Origin of the sequence: Vibrio sp. Y42_MX_L11, from assembly GCF_024181785.1 — a bacterium.
In the GTDB taxonomy this organism is placed as follows: Bacteria; Pseudomonadota; Gammaproteobacteria; order Enterobacterales; family Vibrionaceae; genus Vibrio; species Vibrio diabolicus.
This window is the reverse complement of record NZ_JAMZAP010000025.1, coordinates 1-15,921: the sequence shown is the minus strand read 5'-3', so window position 1 is coordinate 15,921 and position 15,921 is coordinate 1. Positions and strand designations below refer to the sequence as shown.

The 15,921-nt window shown below is 42.3% G+C and carries 11 protein-coding genes, 1 tRNA gene and 1 pseudogene; 6 read left to right on the top strand and 7 right to left on the bottom strand.

What is annotated here, in order from left to right:
- Nucleotides 1-4: 4 nt before the first annotated feature.
- Together NL643_RS20045 and NL643_RS20040 are read right to left on the bottom strand one after the other, a co-directional pair.
- Nucleotides 5-1,318, bottom strand: coding sequence for a methyl-accepting chemotaxis protein (locus NL643_RS20045; RefSeq protein WP_253645039.1), 1,314 nt, complete (start codon nucleotides 1,316-1,318; stop codon nucleotides 5-7).
- 354 nt (nucleotides 1,319-1,672) lie between these two features.
- The gene (locus tag NL643_RS20040; RefSeq protein ID WP_006742422.1) at nucleotides 1,673-2,866 is read right to left on the bottom strand and encodes an acetate/propionate family kinase; all 1,194 of its coding nucleotides are present in this window, start codon (nucleotides 2,864-2,866) and stop codon (nucleotides 1,673-1,675) included.
- Between the two features lie 363 nt (nucleotides 2,867-3,229).
- Here NL643_RS20040 and NL643_RS20035 point away from each other — a divergent pair, with 363 nt between their 5' ends.
- Entirely contained in the window at nucleotides 3,230-4,768 is a 1,539-nt protein-coding gene (locus NL643_RS20035) for a bifunctional diguanylate cyclase/phosphodiesterase (RefSeq protein ID WP_031780182.1), read from the top strand.
- Nucleotides 4,769-4,841: 73 nt separating this feature from the next.
- Here the strand turns inward: NL643_RS20035 and NL643_RS20030 are convergent, their stop codons facing one another.
- The gene (locus NL643_RS20030) at nucleotides 4,842-6,776 is read right to left on the bottom strand and encodes a DEAD/DEAH box helicase (protein WP_253645038.1); all 1,935 of its coding nucleotides are present in this window, start codon (nucleotides 6,774-6,776) and stop codon (nucleotides 4,842-4,844) included.
- 413 nt (nucleotides 6,777-7,189) lie between these two features.
- On the opposite strand from NL643_RS20030, the gene rnb reads away from it, so the two are divergent.
- Together rnb and NL643_RS20020 are read left to right on the top strand one after the other, a co-directional pair.
- The gene (rnb, locus tag NL643_RS20025; RefSeq protein ID WP_012842481.1) at nucleotides 7,190-9,193 is read left to right on the top strand and encodes an exoribonuclease II; all 2,004 of its coding nucleotides are present in this window, start codon (nucleotides 7,190-7,192) and stop codon (nucleotides 9,191-9,193) included.
- A 73-nt stretch (nucleotides 9,194-9,266) separates the two neighbouring features.
- Nucleotides 9,267-10,076, top strand: coding sequence for an AraC family transcriptional regulator (locus tag NL643_RS20020; protein WP_253645037.1), 810 nt, complete (start codon nucleotides 9,267-9,269; stop codon nucleotides 10,074-10,076).
- A gap of 40 nt (nucleotides 10,077-10,116) precedes the next feature.
- Here the strand turns inward: NL643_RS20020 and NL643_RS20015 are convergent, their stop codons facing one another.
- On the bottom strand, nucleotides 10,117-10,470 hold the full coding sequence (locus NL643_RS20015; protein WP_012842479.1) for a DUF3024 domain-containing protein: 354 nt from the start codon (nucleotides 10,468-10,470) through the stop codon (nucleotides 10,117-10,119).
- Nucleotides 10,471-10,736: 266 nt separating this feature from the next.
- Between NL643_RS20015 and NL643_RS20010 the strand changes: the two genes are divergently transcribed.
- Nucleotides 10,737-11,561, top strand: coding sequence for a phosphate ABC transporter substrate-binding protein (locus tag NL643_RS20010; protein ID WP_005391035.1), 825 nt, complete (start codon nucleotides 10,737-10,739; stop codon nucleotides 11,559-11,561).
- Between the two features lie 59 nt (nucleotides 11,562-11,620).
- On the opposite strand, the gene NL643_RS20005 is transcribed toward NL643_RS20010, so the two are convergent.
- Nucleotides 11,621-12,301, bottom strand: a complete 681-nt coding sequence (locus NL643_RS20005) for a MaoC family dehydratase (RefSeq protein ID WP_005391037.1) — start codon at nucleotides 12,299-12,301, stop codon at nucleotides 11,621-11,623.
- 328 nt (nucleotides 12,302-12,629) lie between these two features.
- On the opposite strand from NL643_RS20005, the gene NL643_RS20000 reads away from it, so the two are divergent.
- Nucleotides 12,630-12,720: transfer RNA gene (locus NL643_RS20000), tRNA-Ser, on the top strand.
- 525 nt (nucleotides 12,721-13,245) lie between these two features.
- Here NL643_RS20000 and NL643_RS22795 read toward each other — a convergent pair.
- A pseudogene (locus tag NL643_RS22795) lies at nucleotides 13,246-13,605 on the bottom strand (recombinase zinc beta ribbon domain-containing protein); the annotation flags it as partial.
- On the bottom strand, nucleotides 13,512-14,276 hold the full coding sequence (locus NL643_RS19995) for a recombinase family protein (RefSeq protein WP_253645036.1): 765 nt from the start codon (nucleotides 14,274-14,276) through the stop codon (nucleotides 13,512-13,514). The pseudogene NL643_RS22795 and the gene NL643_RS19995, both read right to left, overlap by 94 nt.
- A 1,324-nt stretch (nucleotides 14,277-15,600) precedes the next feature.
- Here NL643_RS19995 and NL643_RS19990 point away from each other — a divergent pair.
- Entirely contained in the window at nucleotides 15,601-15,891 is a 291-nt protein-coding gene (locus NL643_RS19990) for an AAA family ATPase (RefSeq protein WP_253645035.1), read from the top strand.
- The last annotated feature ends 30 nt before the right edge of the window (nucleotides 15,892-15,921 follow it).

The window sequence follows — 15,921 nt, the reverse complement described above, 5'->3', positions numbered from 1 at the left end:
CCAACTACAATGAGCGGTTAAATTGCTCCACAGCCTCTACGACACGGCTAGCGCCATCTTGTATTTCGTTCATCACATTCCCCGCTTTTTCTGAAAGTTCTAGCGTATCTAGTGCTTCTTTTTGACATTTGGCGATCAGTTGGACAGCATTATCGGTTCGCTCTAAGTTTTCAGTTACCATTGTGACAATTTCATCGGTGGTCGCATTGGTTCTTGTGGCAAGCTGTCTCACCTCGTCAGCCACCACGGCAAAGCCTCTACCATGCTCACCCGCGCGAGCTGCTTCTATCGCCGCATTTAACGCTAGTAAGTTAGTTTGGTCTGCAATACCACTGATGCTATTAACCAGTTCACTAATGCGTGATGAGTGCGCTTTGAGCTCGTCAATGGCCGTATTCGCTTGCTGCATCTGGTCAGACAGTGTTTGCACCTTTTCTAGCGTCGAACCTATCACTTGCTGACCTTGCAGTGTTTGTGTTCCGGTCTCTTGAGAAACTTCATTAGCCAATTGCGCAGCCTGAGCCATTTGCTGCTCTTGCATCACCTGCTGGGTGATGTCGGTCGCGAACTTGACGACCTTGTAGAGCTCTCCTCTATCGTTATGGATAGGATTATAGGAGGCTTCTAACCATACCTCTTCACCGTAACGGTTAACTCGCTTAAATCGGTCTGAAGCAAACTGTCCTTTTGCCAAACGTTGCCAGAACTCGCGATAAGCTTCAGAACCAGCCTCTTCCTGATCGCAGAACATACGATGATGCTTACCTTTAATTTGATCCAGTGTATAACCCATCGTACTAAGGAAATTATCATTGGCCTTTAATACATTACCATCTAACGTGAACTCAATAACCGCCATAGAACGGCTCAACGCATTCAGCATGTCCTCTTGCTCACGCGATGCTTTGATCGTTCGCGTAAGCTCAGAAGCAAACACAAAAAAGCTTTCGACTTCTTGATGTTCGTTTAAAACAGGCTGGATAACCGTTCGTAACCACGCTTCTTCGCCGTTGCCTTTAAGTACTTGCATCGCGCCATTCCAAAAGACTTTTTCCTGAACGGCTCTCTTCATTCGATGAAAGTGATCTGTATTGCGCGAATTTGATGGCACCAACTCGGTAATCGGTTTCGCTAAAACATCTGCATCAGTGAAAAAGAGTTGTTGGTGAAGTTTTGTAGTTACAGAGGTAATGCAACCTTTCTTATCCAGCGTTAAGCGAAGCATTTCTTCATCTAAACTGTGTTGGATTTGCTGCAAGCGTTGCAGATCCTGCTTTAATCGTTGGTTTTCTTGCTGAAGCGACTTATTAAAAAACATGACTTTCTCTCATTTGACTAATCTTCGAACTAGTCAACGGTTTATTATTTATATGCCCAATAGCCTGCAAAGATACGATTTCGTTTGATCGTTCTTCAAACGCAATTCCTGTCTCCGAGCTGAGACACCTACATGACATAAGGCTATTTTTCTTTGTTATGACTTAAGCGCAGTATACTGAAATTTCTTCACCGCCCAAGTTGTTTATATATTTATCAATATTAAGGCAATTGGCAGCTATTATAGATCCGTATTAATGCGGATAGTTGTATGGAGAAAGGATGTATTTGGATCAAAAAAAGCCCTTTCCATAAAGGAAAGGGCTTTGACTTAGTTCCCAAAATTTTTGCCGTTTTACAGCAGTTCCACCGACTGTTGAGCGATTACCCACTCTTCATTGGTAGGAATAACTAGTGCTTTCGCACCGAGCAACTCAGATGTTGCAATAACACCTGCGTTGCCAAATCTTGCATCTTCGTTGCCTTTCTCATCTTCAACAAAACCTAGCAGTTTTAGGTTTTTCAAGATTTCACGACGAATTGGTAGTGAGTTTTCACCAATACCACCAGTGAAGATGATGCCGTCTAATGAATCCAGAGCAGCTAGGTAAGAAGTAATGTATTTCGCAACACGGTAAGTGAAGATTTCAAATGCCAACTTCGCACGTGAGTTACCCGCTTCCATGGCTTCTAGTACACCACGTGCGTCACTTGTTACACCGGATACACCTAAGAAGCCTGACTTCTTGTTCATCATCTCGAACACTTCGTCTTTTTCCCAACCTTTACGGAAAAGGAACTCGATAACACTTGGGTCGAGGTCACCACAACGAGTGCCCATCATTAGGCCAGCTAGCGGCGTCAAACCCATACTTGTATCAACACATTCGCCATTTTTAACCGCACTCACTGATGCACCGTTACCTAAGTGCACGGTGATAAAGCTGCTTTCTTCAACCGGTTTATCTAGCATTTTCGCTGCTTCACGGCTTACGTAGTAGTGGCTTGTGCCGTGAGCACCGTAACGACGCACTTTATGCTCTTCGTAAAGCTCGTAAGGAAGCGCGTACATAAACGCTTTTGCAGGCATTGTTTGGTGGAAAGCAGTATCAAACACAGCGAATTGAGGCAGTGAAGGGAATGCTGCCATTGCTGCTCGCATGCCTTCTGCATTCGCTTTGTTATGAAGTGGCGCTAGCTCAGCAAGACGCTCAACTTCTTGAATAACTTTTTCATCGACTTTTACTGTGCCTTTAAAGGTTTCGCCACCAGCAACAATGCGGTGACCTACAGCTACAAATTTTGAGCTCAAACCCAAAGTCTCGAGTAGTTTTACCACTCGCTCAACAGCGTACTGATGATGGTTACCGCCAGCAGGAATTGCTTCAACGGTTTTTTCTCCCTGATATTTCCAACTGATTTCAGCTTCAGGTAGGCCAAAACACTCACCAATACCTGATACCAAAGCTTCACCGGTTTCAGAATCAATAACAGCAAATTTTAATGAAGAGCTACCAGAGTTGATCACCAGTACAAACGAATTAGACATGAAATAGTTATCCTGTTGTAGAGCAGAGGTTGTAATAGCGCTTGTGCGCTGCGTACTTCTTGTTTGCCCCTCTATTATTCAATAATTTTTTAATCTTTCAACAATCTTTTAGTAAAAGCGATTTGATTGAACAAATTTTGTTGATCTGTAGCAAGTTTTGATTTTATTTGAAGACTAAAAAATATGACTTGTTAAACATAATTTATGAATAGGTCAATTTGTACAAATTTAGAGATATGAGCTACGTTGTTTATTGGGTGAACAAAAATAATAAACCAATCAATAAATCGGGGTAATAATGTGCCCACTATTGCATTTCTATTAGTGATCTTAGGTTTGATTTTGCTCTGCTGGGGATGGCAGATGACAAAAAACATCTGCTCGAGAACTGATGTACCCGGGTGGACTTTCCTATTGTTGTTAATCAGCTGTTTCATTTTTGCTTATGCCGCTTTTTTACACGCTATAATGCAAAAACCTATCGCTTCCCTCTTGGAAACCGGAGTTTCTCTCATTTTATTCGGTGGCAGCATTTTTGTGGTGCTGGTTATCAAATGGAGCAACGACTCCATACTGGAACTTCATACCGTTGCTGAAAAAGAGAAGCGTAATGCCGTTCACGACGCACTTACTGGACTCCCTAACCGTAAATACTGCTTTGAGTTAATCGAAGATAGAATACAGTCTGGAGACCCTTTCTCAGTGATCCTTTTCGATGTCGTTAACTTTAAACAAGTCAACGATGCTATGGGACACTTTTGTGGAGACCAACTGCTGATTCAAATTGGGCAACGTCTCCAAGAGAAACTTAAAGGCAGTGACAAAATTTTCCGCGTTGGTGGCGATGAATTTGTCATCCTCACCTCGTCAGCATGCGAGGAAACAGGCAAAAGTCTCATCGAAGAGTTAGATTCGGCACTGTCTAATCGCTTCCATTTAGATGAGTTTCAAGTCTCTTCCCGCGTTGTTTTCGGTGTCAGTACCTACCCTTATGACGCTCTGTCCAATGATCTATTGATAAAGCACGCGGACATTGCCATGTATCACGCCAAACGAAATGGCAATCTCTTTGCATTTTATAATGAGGACATGAACGTCGGGGCCAAATACCAGCTCGAAATCTCTTCTCGTATTCAATGTGCGCTGGAAAAAGAGGAGTTCCAGCTATACTACCAACCGTTGATTGACGCACATACTAACTTAGCTGTCGGCTTTGAAGCCGTAATCCGTTGGCATGATGAAAATGGTAAAACGATTTCGCCTAACGACTTCATCCCCATCGCGGAGCGAAGTAATCAAGTGCACAACATCACCATGTGGGTCCTCAACCAAGTTGAAAAAGACCTCCAGACCTTTATAGAAAAAGACATCAAGCTTCCTGTCCACGTTAACTTATCTGCAAAAGATCTCTCGTCTAATTTATTGTTTAACCGCTTGGAAACACTGCTCAAAGTAAACCCTCAATTTGCTGACCTTATAAGCTTAGAGATTACTGAAACGATGGCGATTGATAGAGTTGTTGAGCTCAACCCCCTGATTCACCAAATCAAAGGATTGGGTATTAAGATCAGCTTGGACGACTTTGGCACCGGGTATTCATCTCTGTCGCTTTTGAGAGATCTCCCAGTTGATCAAATTAAAATCGACCGATCATTTCTTTGTACCGCAAGCCGGACAGAAGGCACCCGCTCTATCGTTGAGAATACAATAGCGTTAGCGCATGGCCTAGGGTACTCAGTCGTCGCAGAAGGCGTTCAAGACATGGATACACTGCATTTTTTACGCAGTCGTGGCTGCGACATCATTCAGGGCTACTTGTTCTGCCCAGCCCTACCCTTAAACGAAGTAATAACCTGGGTAAATGAGCACGATGAAAAACAAAGCCGTATTCGACGCGCATAAAAAAGCCGAGCATTTCGCTCGGCTTTCAATTCTTACGGCAATTTAATCAATTGCTCTAATCACTGATTCGTGATTATGCTTCTTGAGTGCGACGACCACGGCCGTGACCACGCTCACCACGGTGGTTACCACGGTGATCACCACCACGGTTACGATCGAAGCGACGTTCGCCACCCTCACGGTTACCATCGCGGTTGCCGTCACGGTTACCACGGAAGCCACCTTCGCGACGACCGCCTTCACGACGATCACCACCACGGTTGCCGCCTTCGCGGTTGCCACGGTAACCGCCGCCATCACGACGACCGCCATCGCGACGACCACCGTCACGGCGACCACCACGAGACTCTCGGAAGTCATCGAAGTCACATACTACAGCACCAACATCTTGTTGACGGATGCGTAGTTTGCTTAGCTTGCCCGCAGCTTCAGAAGTCATTGCTTTTGGTAGCTGAACGAATGTGTGGCCTTGTGCTAGCTTGATCGCACCGATAGAGCCTTTACCTAGACCTAGTTCGTTCGCTAGAGCACCAACGATGTCTTTAACTTGAACACCTTGCTCGCGACCAACTTGAAGCTGGTAAGTATCCCAATCTTGGTTGTTGAAGTTACGACCGCCGTCACGACCACCTTCACGGCGGTCTTTGCGGCGTTGCTTATCACGCTCAATCGCTTCAACCATTGGATCTTCGCCAATGTAGAACAGAGGACGTTTACCTTGCTGGCGCTTAAGAAGCATAGCAGCAAGCGTTGCTGGGTCGATGTCTAGAGAAGTTTGTAGTTTCTCTACCAGCTCAGCAAATTTGTCTAGTGCTTTGTGCTCTTTCTCTGCTTCAAGCTCAGCGCCTAGTTTAGCTAGACGAGCTTCAGCAACTTGGTCACGTAGAGGAAGTTGAATTTCTTCCATAGATGACTTAGTTACACGCTCGATAGTGCGAAGCATACGGATTTGGTTAGTGCGAACTAGAAGGATCGCTTTACCTTTACGTCCAGCACGGCCAGTACGACCGATACGGTGGATGTAAGACTCAACATCGAATGGGATGTCGTAGTTGAATACGTGCGTAATACGTGGAACATCAAGACCACGTGCCACAACGTCAGTTGCAACTAGGATGTCGATAACACCTTGTTTGATGTGATCAACAGTACGCTCACGTAAAGACTGAGGAATGTCACCGTGCAGAGCAGCCGCTTTAAAGCCACGTGCAGATAGCCAATCAGCTAGACGCTCAGTGTCTTGACGAGTACGTACGAAGACGATTGATGCATCAGTTTCTTCCGTTTCAAGAAGACGAGACATCGCTTCATCTTTCTCTACACCCTTCACTACCCAGAACTGCTGTTGAACTTTGTCTACAGTGTGGTTCTTACCAGCAACGTCAACCATTACAGGCTCACGTAGGAAACGCTCAACGATTTTCTTAAGCATCGGAGGCATTGTTGCAGAGAATAGAACGCGTTGAGCAGACTCTGGTGCATGTTCCATGATCGCAGTAACGTCATCAACGAAACCCATGTTTAGCATTTCGTCAGCTTCGTCTAGTACAAACGTGTTTACTTCATCTAGGTGTAGACGTTCACGGTTGATAAGGTCTTGTACACGACCTGGAGTACCAACAATAACTTGTGCACCGCTCTTAAGAGCACGCATCTGATCTACGATAGAAGCACCACCGTAAATCTCTAAAACTTTAAGACCCTTGATGTTCTTACCAAGGTTTTTCATTTCAGCCGCAACCTGAATCGCTAACTCACGCGTTGGCGCAAGAACGATAGCTTGTGGTTTACGTTGGTTGAGATCGATCTTATTTAGAAGAGGCAGAGAGAACGCTGCCGTTTTACCTGTACCTGTTTGAGCTTTACCCAGCGCGTCAGCACCTTCCAACAGGTGTGGGATTGCCGCAGCCTGAATTGGAGTTGGTGACACGAAACCCATTCCGTCTAGAGCAGAAAGGATAGAATCATTCAGAGATAAATCGCTGAATTGAATAACAGAATCTTGCATTGGGATCCTACTTAATTAAACAAAAAAACAGTCCCATATGCTCTTCCAATTCGATACTGATTCATCCAGTTACTGATTCCATTCAGACAGGAACACAGCACAGTACACAACCGCGATAAGCCATTAGGGACGACTAAGGGAGGCGGATTATTCCTTAAAAGCATAAAAAAAGCCAGAAAAAATTGAATTACATCACAATTTATTCTCAATAATGGCATTTTTAGCATATTTTTCCACCAGCCCCACCATTCCCCGTAGATTTGCGCAGCTCGCAGATGAGTTTTTCATCAATATTTAAGCCGATTTCCTGCAATTCGATCAGCAAAATTCACGGCGAAATTGCGCTCCACAGGTAGTAATAATAGCTCGCAATGATTATAGTGTGCCCAACTCCATAGGTAATTTAAGAAAAGATGTTTCAAGATAACCCACTACTCGCTCAGCTTAAGCAGCAAATCCAAGAAAACCTGCCGAAAAAAGAAGGCTCAATAAAAGCCACAGATAAAGGCTTTGGCTTTTTGGAAGTGGACAGCAAGACTAGCTTCTTCATCCCACCTGCGTACATGAAAAAGTGCATGCACGGTGACAAAGTCGTCGCCATTATCCGCACAGAAAATGAACGCGAAGTTGCTGAGCCACAAGAGCTGTTAGAACAAGCCGTGACTCGCTTTATTGGTCGAGTCAAAATGTTCAAAGGCAAGCTAAACGTAGCACCTGATCACCCGCAGCTTAAAAAGCTTTCTCTTAAAGCGAAACTAAAGAAAGGTCTAAAACCTGACGAGTTCGCTGAGGGAGATTGGGTTGTCGCACATCTTATTCGCCACCCTCTAAAAGGCGATAACTCTTTCTTCGTAGAAATTTCTGAAAAAATCACAGATGCGAACGACAAAATTGCACCTTGGTGGGTAACGCTTGCTCAAAACGATCTACCAAACTCTGAACCAGCAGGCATCGAGAACTGGGAACTAAAAGACGACGCCGATCTAGAACGCGTAGACATGACACACGTTCCTTTCGTGACTATCGACGGTGAATCAACCAAAGATATGGACGATGCGCTGTACGCGAAGAAAACCGAATCTGGCGATTTCGAACTGACTATCGCTATCGCAGATCCAACCGCCTACATCACACCAGAAGATGAAATGGATAAAGTAGCACGTGAACGTGGCTATACTATTTATCTTCCGGGCCGCAATATTCCAATGCTGCCTCGCGATCTAGCAGACAACCTATGCTCTCTGATTGAAGGCGAAATCCGCCCTGCTATTTGCTGTACCGTAACAGTAAATAAAGACGGCGTAATTGGCGACGATATCAAGTTCTTTGCAGCAAACATCAAGTCACACGCACGCCTAGCATACGATCATGTGTCTGATTGGCTAGAAAACGGCAGCTCAGAAGCATGGCAACCATCTGAAGAGATCGCGACGATCGTTCGTGACCTTTACGACTTTTCTCTTGCTCGCGCAGAATGGCGTGAGAAAAACGCAGTGGTCTTCCCAGACCGCCCTGACTACCGTTTTGAGCTGAGTGAAGACAACGATGTGGTTGCTATCCATGCAGATATGCGCCGCAGTGCAAATCGCTTGGTTGAAGAGTCAATGATTACCGCAAACATCTGTGCTGGTCGTACACTGCGCGATAAATTTGAAACAGGTGTTTTCAATACTCACGCTGGCATTAAGACTGAGAAGATTGAAGAAGTGGTTCAACTTGTCAATCCAGAAGGTGCACTGGAATTCACAGCGGAGTCAATTACCACTCTAGAAGGCTTTGCTGCATTGCGTCGCTGGTTGGCTGCGCAAGAAACCTCTTACCTTGATAATCGTATTCGTAAGTTCCAAGCCTACAGTGAAGTGGGTAATCAGCCTCTTCCTCATTACGCTATGGGGCTGGATATCTATGCGACTTGGACATCACCAATTCGTAAGTACGGCGATATGATCAACCATCGCATGTTGAAAGCTGTCATCCTAGGCAAAGAGCCAGTGCAAAAACCTGATGATCAAGTCGGTGAAGAACTAGCTCTGCACCGTAAACATCATAAAATTGCTGAGCGAAATGTCTCAGATTGGTTATATGCACGTACGCTTGCTGATGAGCCGAACAAGAAAACTTGTTTCACAGGTGAGATTTTCGATATTAATCGTGCTGGTGCACGTGTCCGACTTCTCGAAAATGGCGCAGCAGCCTTTATTCCTGGTGCACTAATTCTTGATAATAAAGAAAGAATTGAGTGCAATGGCGACAACGGTACCATCTCTATCGATAAAGAGGTCGTATACAAACTTGGTGATACATTGGAAATTGTCCTTGCGGACGTAAACCAAGAGAACCGCAGTTTAGTTGCAAAGCCAACCCAGGTATTTGCTGAACAACCAGCAGCACAAGCAGAACAGACTGTAAGTGAATAATACCGAATGAAGTTAAAAAGGCGCTCTATTGAGCGCCTTTTTTATTTGTTATGTAAAAATGATAAGAACGAATATGCCGAACATTGAGATCATTCGCTTTAATCACTTCACTGCGCGCAAAAGTGAGCGTTACACCGCAACACATAATGGCTTATATGTTGTTGAAGAAGGTGCCCTATTAGTTCATCAACCAAATGGTGAACAATTTGAACTTAAAGCAGGAGATTTTACTCTCTACAACTCCGCTGATTTGAGCAGCGCAGAAGCCATCCCTAGTGAAAAAGGCTTTAAAGCACTGGCTCTAGTCTTCAACCCAAATCTATTCTGTGACTTTAAAAAAGCACACCCAATGCTACGCTCCAAGACGGAAGAAAGGCGCTTCTATCCTTTTTCAGCGCAAGCCAGCAGCGAAGTAGCACAACTAAAAGACACATTGGTCAACTTAGCGAGTCGCAATGCTCCAGACTACACACAAGGTCATATCGCAATGGCACTGCTGTCGTTAATGGTGGAGGCAGAGCCAAATATCCTATCAATCATAGATGATGCAAGCAGCCTAAGCGACTCTCAAAAGGCCATCAAGTATATTGAGAACAATATCGAGAAAGATATCACTCTGGAAGGCTTAGCGGCTCATATGAGCATGTCTATCGCGACCTTAAAACGCCGCCTCGCCGCAGAGGATCTTTCATTTTCACAGATATTAAAAGTGAAGCGGATCAACTTCGCCGCAACCCAGCTGCGCATGTCAGAAAAATCTATAACAGAAATAGCGTTTGAATCCGGATTTAAAAGTGCAGCGCATTTCAGTACCGCATTTAAATCGGTTTACAACATGACGCCGAAAGACTTTAGAAACCAAGTCGTTAAATCCAAAGCATAAATTATGGCGACATTGGCAGCTGTTAGAATTGGAGCGTTCCCTATTCCCAAAAACACGCTTGAGGATCGCTTTCCAATTCGGTGAGTAGTTCTTCAAGCGTTTGGCTGTATGGAAGTGGCTTATAAGGTATCCACCTTAATAATTCGTTGCGATACGTTGGGACGTAGAAATACCAAAGCTGATTGCCCTCATCAAACACGATCTTCGCGACGGGAGAGGTATATTCGCTGTGCTGTGAATCAAGAAGAAAATGCGCTCTATGAAGCTCGACACCATTCTCCACTGGCTCATATAGGCACTTACCCTGCTCGACAGGCAGGTTAGCATTACGCGCAGAGCAGAGCGATTGAACTGATTTGTATAAACGACTTGTCGCCATTTGGGACACTGACATCAACGTTCTCCCGATGGATGATAGTTAGAGCTGTCGATCCTAGTATATAACCTTTACACCACCACCGATGCTGATTATCTGCCTACCTCAAACAAAGGGTGGCTATATTCTCATTTCCTCAGATTATCATCTCACTTTACTTGGAAACGCTACCTACATCACCTCTTGGTTAGAAAGAATTCCCTTGTTTAGACCTGACAGTTCACAAAAGTGTAACCTGAACGCAATATCATAAACGCTGCTTTATACCGTATATGGAGTTTAATATGTTACGTTTTACTGTGGCGACGTTATTGGCCATAGCAGTCTCCCTCCCCGCCATTGCAAAAGAAATTAATATCTCTGGGTCAACCTCGGTTGCTCGCGTAATGGATGTACTTGCAGAGGAATACAACAAAACACACCCGGACGATTACATTGCAGTTCAAGGTATTGGTTCTAGTGCGGGTATTACAATGGTTAATAAAGGCGTAGCCGAGATTGGGATGAGCTCTCGCTATCTGACAGAAAGCGAAAAAGGTGAAGATCTCAACGTATATCCTATCGCTTATGATGGCCTAGCTGTTGTTGTAAACCGTACAAACTCTGTAAAAAACCTTTCTCAACAACAACTGTTTGATATCTACAAAGGTAAAATCAAGAATTGGAAAGAGGTTGGTGGTGCAGATCAACCTATCGCTGTTGTCACTAGAGAGGCATCTTCAGGCTCGCGCTACAGTTTTGAAAGTCTGCTAGGACTAACCAAAATCGTAAATGATCGCCTCGTCTCAGATATCAGCCCGAACAACTTGGTTGTAAATAGCAACAGCATGGTAAAAACCATCGTGAACCATAATACTCGTGCAATTGGGTTTATTTCTGTGGGATCAGTAGATCGCTCAATAAAAGCGATTCAATTAGATGGTATTGACCCAACTTCGGCAAACATTAGCAATCACAAGTATAAATTGGCGCGGCCATTCCTAGTGCTCTACAAAGTCAATAAGATTAGCGAACCAGGTAAAGGATTCGTCACCTTCCTTCGTTCAGAACAAGGACAAAAAGCGATTGCTGATTACGGTTACACTCCAGTAAAAAGCTTTAATCAATAAAACCAAAAAGAGAGCATATTGATGCTCTCTTTTTATATGTTTTCTATCTGGCTCTGGAATTAGAAATGCAGTTGAATAACAGAAACGACAACAGCACCAGGTCGACGAATACCTTCGATTTCCACTTTAATTTCACGCTCGATCTCCAAACCTTTTTTGATCGGAGTTACTTTTGTTAACGTGCTGACAGCACGAACATTGTTTCCTGCTTTAACAGGGTAAGGGAAACGAACTTGGTTTAAGCCTAAGTTAACGACCATTTTGGCTGTTGGGAACATTGGCTTATCAGGGTCCACTGAGTCAGTCAATTTAGGCAACAATGCTAATGTTAAAAAGCCATGAGCGATGGTTGTCTTAAATGGAGATTCAACTGACGCACGTTCTGGATCTGTGTGAATCCACTGCATGTCTTCCGTTACCGCACCAAATTGATTGATACGTTCTTGAGATACATGCACCCAGTCACCAGTGTGAATCACTTCACCAATTTTTTCACTTAACTCGTCATACAGCTTTTGAGCCTCAGGTGCCATTACGATTGGTGCAGGTTGAGGTGCAACCTCTTCGTTAACAGCTGGCTGTTGGTGATCACGAACTTTCGAGAAAAGAAAGCTATTCTGAGCTTTTCCCAAAAAGTCACTCCAATAATCGCGTAACGTTGGAGACATCCAATTCATAAACTCGGATTGATGAGCAGAAATCGCATCAACTTTGTCTTTAAATAGATTTGTGACCTTCATAAACACCCTTAAAAAATTTAAGCACAACTGGCTATACCAGTTAATTTTGAATTAGTTCACAAAGTCTTGCAAATACTTTCGGGCGAACACCTGTACCCTAAAAGCAAGTTATTTCTTAAATATCATAAAGATAACAATAAAACACCATTTTATTGACTTGCGCCAAGATAAAGTAAAAACTCTATAAATTGCTACTATTTGTCTCTTTTTTACCCCATTTTCAAACTGTTTAAATTTCACCAGCGGCTATAAAACGAGCAAACAGTACTTCTATTATAATTCAGCACTTTACAAGTCGGACTAAGCTCCCTATTATACGTTCCGAAACGGAGAGATGGCTGAGTGGTTCAAAGCACCGGTCTTGAAAACCGGCATACGTTAATAGCGTATCTAGGGTTCAAATCCCTATCTCTCCGCCACTTTGTGACGAAAACGGGAACCGAGAAATCGGTTCCCGTTTTTGCGTTTGCAATTAGATACAGAACAGCCATGTTAGAGCCTTCAAATTTCAACTTTTTTGTTGTCTTTACTACCTTCACGCTGGTAACTGTAGCAAGCATAAGTTGTTTTAGCGCCTCATCATCAATACCATGTAAGTATATTTGTATGGCTTTTGCGAACTCTTCTAACCGAGCAGATCCAAAATTCTTCACAGGGAGGTTTGTTCTAACCTTCAACTTTTCCATGTCCGCCTCAAGAGCATCTATCTGAGTAGATAAACCTGTAAGAGTTTTGTTTATTCTCTTATCTGGAACTAAATCACCATCAGCAATCAAGTTGACTAATCGTGAATAACGTGTTTCTAAGCTACCGATCTTTTTGGAAATCTTGGCTTTATCTGTCGACGATAGTTTATTAACCTCCTTAAGGCGCTGCTTAGCATTATAATGAATCATCTTTAGGTGATCTTCCTTCAATAATTGCTTAACAAATTTATCTTTCACTATAGGTTCAATTTCATCCTTTCTTATTCTTTTAGAACTGCATGAGTCGGGAGAATGTCTTACTTGCTTGCTGCATTGATAATAATGGTACTTTCCATTTTTACCGCTTGTAACTACCATACTGCCACCACAAACACTGCATTTTAGCAATCCAGTTAAGAGGTTCTTTGACCGAATTCCCCTAGACTCAGAAGAAAATATATCTTTCAATCTCAAACACTCCTGAACATTATAAAATTGTTCTTTAGATATAATACTTGGAATTTTTACAGTAACTGGATCTCCTTCACTAGGGTTAAATATAAATTCTCCGATATTAGTCTTGTTATGCAATAATCTACAGATAGTATTTTTTCCCATTTGGATCCTCTCTTATATTTCATATCTATATTCAGACGCTCAGCTATTTTTTTTACTCCCAATGGTTTACCGTTTTCTCCTTTTTCGGCCAAATTAAATATTTCTCTCACTATTTCCGCCTCCTCTTCTCGTATTTGTAGCTTTTTTCTCTTCTTAGAAGTTTCTCCAGTCACTGTAACCGAACGATAACCAAAAGGAATTGGCCCACCTGTAAAGCATTGTTTCAACGCTGTATCCCTCAATCTATCTCGAACTACCTTTCCATTTTGCATGCTGGAATGTTCGTTCATCAAGCCTAGAATTGAAGACATCACATAGCTTTCTTCATAGCTTTCAGGCAGAGCCTCCGTTGCTGATATCAGGCGTATTTCTTTCCTCTGTAATACTTTGGTAGCTTCTAATTGAGCCAACAAATTCCTACTGAAACGCGATAGAGAATAGACTATTAACCCGTCTACTTTAACTATATCGTTTTCAAGTTCTTGTAGCATTAGGTCAAAATTATTCCTCTTACCTTTATATGCACTAACACCATCATCGATGTACCATTTAATTATATTCCCTCCTCGTTCAGTGACCCATCTAGTTATAGACTTCCTTTGTCCATCAATTGAATCTCCTTTTTCCTTTTGGTTATATGAAGAAACCCTTAGATATGCTACGTACTCCATAACCATTCTCCTTAATTAATATATTTTTCATATGATGAAAAATATAACTCAAGTAACTTATCAAAAAATAGCTCTGGTATTAATTCGACATCAACTTCAATCTCAATCATATCGCTACTAATTTTACTCATTGTTAGCACCTTGTGACGATAATTAGAACACTTTATAATAAAAGACCAATTATTAATTTTTTCAAAACCAAAAAATACATAAAAAAATAGAAGGTGAAAAATGAAGCATAATAGTGACAAAAATAGTTTTAATAATTAATAAAAAAGTTAAATCAATAAAGTTATTGAATATTATTCAATAATAAAAAGTCACAATCTACATATTGCTATGTATTTGAAAAATTTAAAACTTCTTGTCTTTATATTGCCAATATATATGGATCAAACTGAAGTTTTTTCATGACATCATGATATATAAATTTAATTTAAAAAGAAAACAATCTAAAAATAAGCATAACAAAGCCTTAATTCACTCCGTTGTTATCTATTCTTTTTGGTGAAAAAAGAGGACTTGCTCATTAGTATTGGGCTGCAACCTTGGAGAACCAGTTGTACACATCAGGGAATAGTCGCTCAGAATGGTTGGTACACCCATTTCCAAAGTCACAACACTCCATCCAGATAAAACCTCTTGTTGGTGTTGATGACGCTCAGCGGCTTGAGGTAGCAGAAAACTTACTTGATCGCTCAACTCAAGGCGTAGACAATTACTTTCAGATGATCTTAAGGAGAATAAACGTCCTTGAAAGGCCGATGACATCTGCCACTAATGGCAACAGGTGGAATGGTTATGCCTCCTACAACCCTAAATGGTTTGTGATGCTTGTAGAAATTTTACGGGTCTACAATAACTATGTTATGTCCGACACTATTATCATCGCGATTCGATCTGCTACTTATTTAAGGTCGAAACCTATAGTTTTGACCATCACGTTGATTTGAAACTATGCGCTATTTAATCTCCTATTGAGTGTATCGTTTATGCCACTGGAACTTCATTTGGTATTGATTTGCAAGCTGACGAATCCCGTTTGCTAGACCTTTATCGCATGTGTAAACACGTAGGATACTGTCTCGTAGTAGCGAAGATTAGATCTCACGGCCTTTTCATTATTTGAACTAGCCCAGACGTGCCCCATTATGTGTTAACGACGCGTTTGTGAAAGCAAAGCGTTTCTTATCAAAAAGTGATTTGTATAGGAACAGTGTACAGTTATATATGGTAACATTTGCTATTCATTTGATAGCTTATAGAGTCGTTCACCTTAGTTGATTTAAACGGCTTACGTATAATATTCCAAGAAGTGGTTAGCATGTTATTAAAGAAATTAGTGGTTTCAGGTTATAAGAGTATATCCACAAGTCACCCTCAAACAATTGAGTTTGAGCCTGACCTAACCATTTTCATTGGGCATAATGGCACAGGTAAAAGTGCCGCATTAGAAGCCTTAAATAAGCTGTTCTCAATCGACCATTCTTTACGTGTGAGCGTTCAGCGGGGTAAGAAGCTTAGCGTATGGAATGGACTTCCTCCCTATCACTCAGCCGTTAGTTCTGAGATGATAAATTCACCATTTCATACGGAGATAACAACATGGCTGTGACTGTATTAGGTATCGACCTAGCAAAAAATG